Below are 3,749 nucleotides of genomic sequence, written 5' to 3'. Positions count from 1 at the left end.
CCCTGATGCAAGACGGCATCTGGAAAGTGCTTAAAGGCCAGTCTGATCTCTACCAGCTCAGGAAAGTGGTGGCAGAGTAGAACAGTTGGGTAGTATCTGCGGCAGCTAATATTACATTCCGCTTATGCAACTTGTATGTAATTTACATTGTGTATATGTGGTTAATAAATCCACTTTATTGAAGATGACAATTCAAGAAGAATGTAAGATGAAGATCCTCATTACATACTTTCTACACTTCAGTAAATCTGATTATTTGTATCTCATGCAACAATTCTGCACGTCTCATATTTGCTACTTCCTGCATCTTCGCTCCTGGTGAGAAGCAATATATCTTTATTTCACGGTGAAAAGATCTCAACCTTAAAATATTGACATACAGTTTCAACGCTTATGGAAAAGGAATGCCCGAAGCCATCGGCGTTCAATAATGAGTTCCAAATACCTCTCTTGAGGTTAAGGAGCCTCTCTTCCTAACCCTAAACAATACGATGATGGTGTTTGCCACGCTTCATTTTTTGCTCACCAGCGCGGTGACTCTATCTGCGAGGCCACCTTATAATATGCCGCACTAAAGTTCTCCTGCCATCCACCAAGGTACAGAAAAGAAAAAGCATCTATTCGCCTTCAAGCAATTCTTTTAAAGGTTTTAAAGATGGAGCGTATCGTGCTGATTAGGATAATACCGTGCTCATAGTACCGATTATAGGTCTGCTAGAGGATCCACTCTCGAGGCACTCATGATCGGTCGCACTTGAGCCGAAAGCTTATGCGAGGTAGCGTTCTTGGGAAGTTTTTCTCCCTATAATATTCATCCACGAAAGATTCGGTAGAATGCCGTTGCTTTTTTGAGTAATTACTGGCAGTTTTTATCTGTTATTAACAAATTACCGTCAATGAAATATCGTTCTTTGTCAGGAAAACGCAATGACCACACAACCTCAAACTCGTTATTATAATTTCTTACGCGATATCGTAGTACCTGGAACGATTAGCATTATTTTTTTTCTGCTTGGCACAGTTTACAGTATCACTACACCCCTATGGGTGCCACCTGATGAAGAGCGACATTTTGCATATTGTGAATATATCGCCCAGCACCATCAGTTGCCAGCGCTGGTACCATCTACTGATGGCATCCGGATAACTGAGGCAACACATCCACCATTATACTACATCTTGGCATCATTTTTTTGTAACGATGACGGTAGGTCTATTCATGAAGTAATAACGGTAAATGATGGCCCCGGATACAGAAACATCGTGCATGCTCCTGATGAAGAAAAATTTCCGTATTCAGGTAAGGCTCGGTCAGCCCATCTGATACGTCTATTTTCCTTACTTTTGGCTACCGTCACTGTTGTCTTGATTTATCATATTGCACTTATAATATTTTCAGGTGATATGTTGCTTGCCACATCGGCAGCAATATTTGCAGCAACAAATGCACAATTTATTCATATTGCTGCCTCGGTTTCCAATGAGACTCTTGCGGCTATGTTTTCCGCAATGATTGTCTATGTCCTTCTTGGTTATTTTAATGGACAATTTCTGTTTCGGACACATGTAATAACAGGTTTTTTACTCGGATGCGGTTTATTAACTAAAATTACGACCGCAATTTTTATTCCTATAACCTATGCTGTTGTTTTTTATACATATACCCATAAAAGAAAAAATCCTATACGGCCGCTGTTTGTTATATCTGCTCTTTCATTTTTCATTTCAGGATGGTGGTATATTCGCAATTGGATATTTTACAATGATCCAACCTTTGCAAATGCCTTAATACAAATACTCCCTTTTACAACCAGAAATACCCCAATAACAACAACTTCAGTCATGCAAGAGGTAAAAATATTATTTATTTCATTTTTTGGTTATTTTGGTGCCCTACAAATCCCTATTACATCAAAACATCTGTTTTTTTACGGGATGATCATGGCGAGTGGAATAGTTGGAATATGCCGTTTCTATATAAACAGACACAACAGCCGCACACAGAAAAAATTGATCGGACTCCTACTGCTGACCTTTTTTGCCTCAGCACTCTTAATAGCAACCCTTAATGTGCGGGCATATGTGTTTATGGGAAAATATTTATTTATAGCTCTTGCTCCTATAGCAGTGCTTGTATGTGCGGGAATACATTCATTAATACCTCAACGTTTTGGTAAGATTTTCTTTTTGTGCTTCAGCATTTTGTTGGTTGTTGTCAATATTGATATTTTTTTTAGAATTTTGATGCCTGCTGTCACACAACCTCATGTTGCAGTCATGATAGAACAGCCCGAATTCTGTTGTCGAACTCCTGAGCTTGTTACAGGGACAACAATAGGCCAGACGTTTCTTGCTACGCAAAATAAGTTATGCGCAATACGGGTCATGTTAAATAGCCACAAGCATGATGCAGCGACCGAGGTACTTTTTACCCTTTTTGAGGAAGGTTCGACTAATGCTCCTCTTATACAAATATTGACCACCATTGAAAACATTACCGATACCCGCTATTTTTTTATTTTCCCTCCTCTACACGACTCTCTCAACAAGAAATATACTTTTAAACTAACTGCGTTATCAAAAAAGAGTACTGGTATATACCTATGGCATACTGATAAGGATGCCTATAGTGGGGGAAATATGATGTGGGATGACAAAGGAGGAGCAGGCGATCTTTTTTTTACCGCATATTATTTCACCGGCATCAATCCATGTAATATATGGGAAGGGACACATGAAGTGGTTATAAGGCAAGGGGAGTATATTTCCGTCAGAGAGCTGCAGATATATGTAGAAATGCCGCACGCAATGCAAGAGAAAACACAGACATATCAAAAAATGATGCGCATTAAAAATGTTTATAATTTTTAGCTGTGTCGGTCGCCCTTTTCTTTCAGTGGCAATGTTCCGGTGGCATCTACTACCGGATATCGAACACTAGTGATTTTGTGTTTAGGATATACATCAAGGATATTTACACAGATTTCAGTCTACAGTGCAGGATGTTTTTGTCCGGACAGCTGTCGACAATGCACTGTGGTTTAGCACTGTTACGATTTTAGGAAAAAGAAGGAGCAAGATTCTGTTGCTCCTTCAACCCCGGCAATACAATCGCTCTTTTCTCCCCTGTGAACAAGACCCGCTGCTTCATATCATGTCCAATCCTAGGGGGTTGGCATACGAAACACCTCGTTATGCACCACCATATTAGAGAAGCCTAGATAAAAGGGTTCCTGCGACCGGACTGACAACTCCATAATACAACCTGATCGCAATCCCACCGTGTGTCGCCCTCACCATAACCTCATCCCGGTACTGCCGCAAGCGCCGCGTTGCCTTTGAGCTCGATCCATATATTTTTTCCGCTATACACGGTTCTCCATCGCCGCCATCTTCTGGGATAGTCGATGTCGTGCTCGTTATCGTTGTTGTAGTTGACGATGACCCGCCGCTGTTTTTCCAACGGTTATATGCAACATTCAAAAGTGGAACAAATTCGCCGGTAGCTTTTAGATTGCCCTGCCGGTTCGGATGATCATCACCAAACCCGCTTGCATATTCCGTTATGTTCGGATTTGCGTCATGGTCGCCGTCTGTCTTGTGCTGCACCTCATTATTCCACCACCGGTGATGATTGCCGTCAGAGCGGCCAAGATCATTCACAAGTGGCGTGCCACCGTTGGTTGTCAGCACATTATAGAAGTCGAACACAAATACGTTCTGATAAGGGTAACTGCTCAACCACTCAT

Annotated in this window: 2 protein-coding genes; one reads left to right on the top strand and one right to left on the bottom strand. The window is 41.2% G+C overall.

Going from position 1 to position 3,749, the window contains the following annotated elements:
* Positions 1–927: 927 nt before the first annotated feature.
* A complete protein-coding gene (locus N3F66_14705) occupies positions 928–2,871 on the top strand; it encodes a hypothetical protein (protein ID MCX8125396.1) in 1,944 nt (647 codons plus the stop codon).
* Between the two features lie 336 nt (positions 2,872–3,207).
* On the opposite strand, the gene N3F66_14700 is transcribed toward N3F66_14705, so the two are convergent.
* On the bottom strand, positions 3,208–3,749 hold a 542-nt coding region (locus N3F66_14700; GenBank protein ID MCX8125395.1), incomplete at its 5' end, for a hypothetical protein.

This window comes from Spirochaetota bacterium (assembly GCA_026414805.1).
In the GTDB taxonomy this organism is placed as follows: domain Bacteria; phylum Spirochaetota; class UBA4802; order UBA4802; family UB4802; genus UBA4802.
The sequence above is the reverse complement of the archived record's forward strand: the minus strand, read 5'-3'. Positions and strand labels throughout refer to the sequence as shown.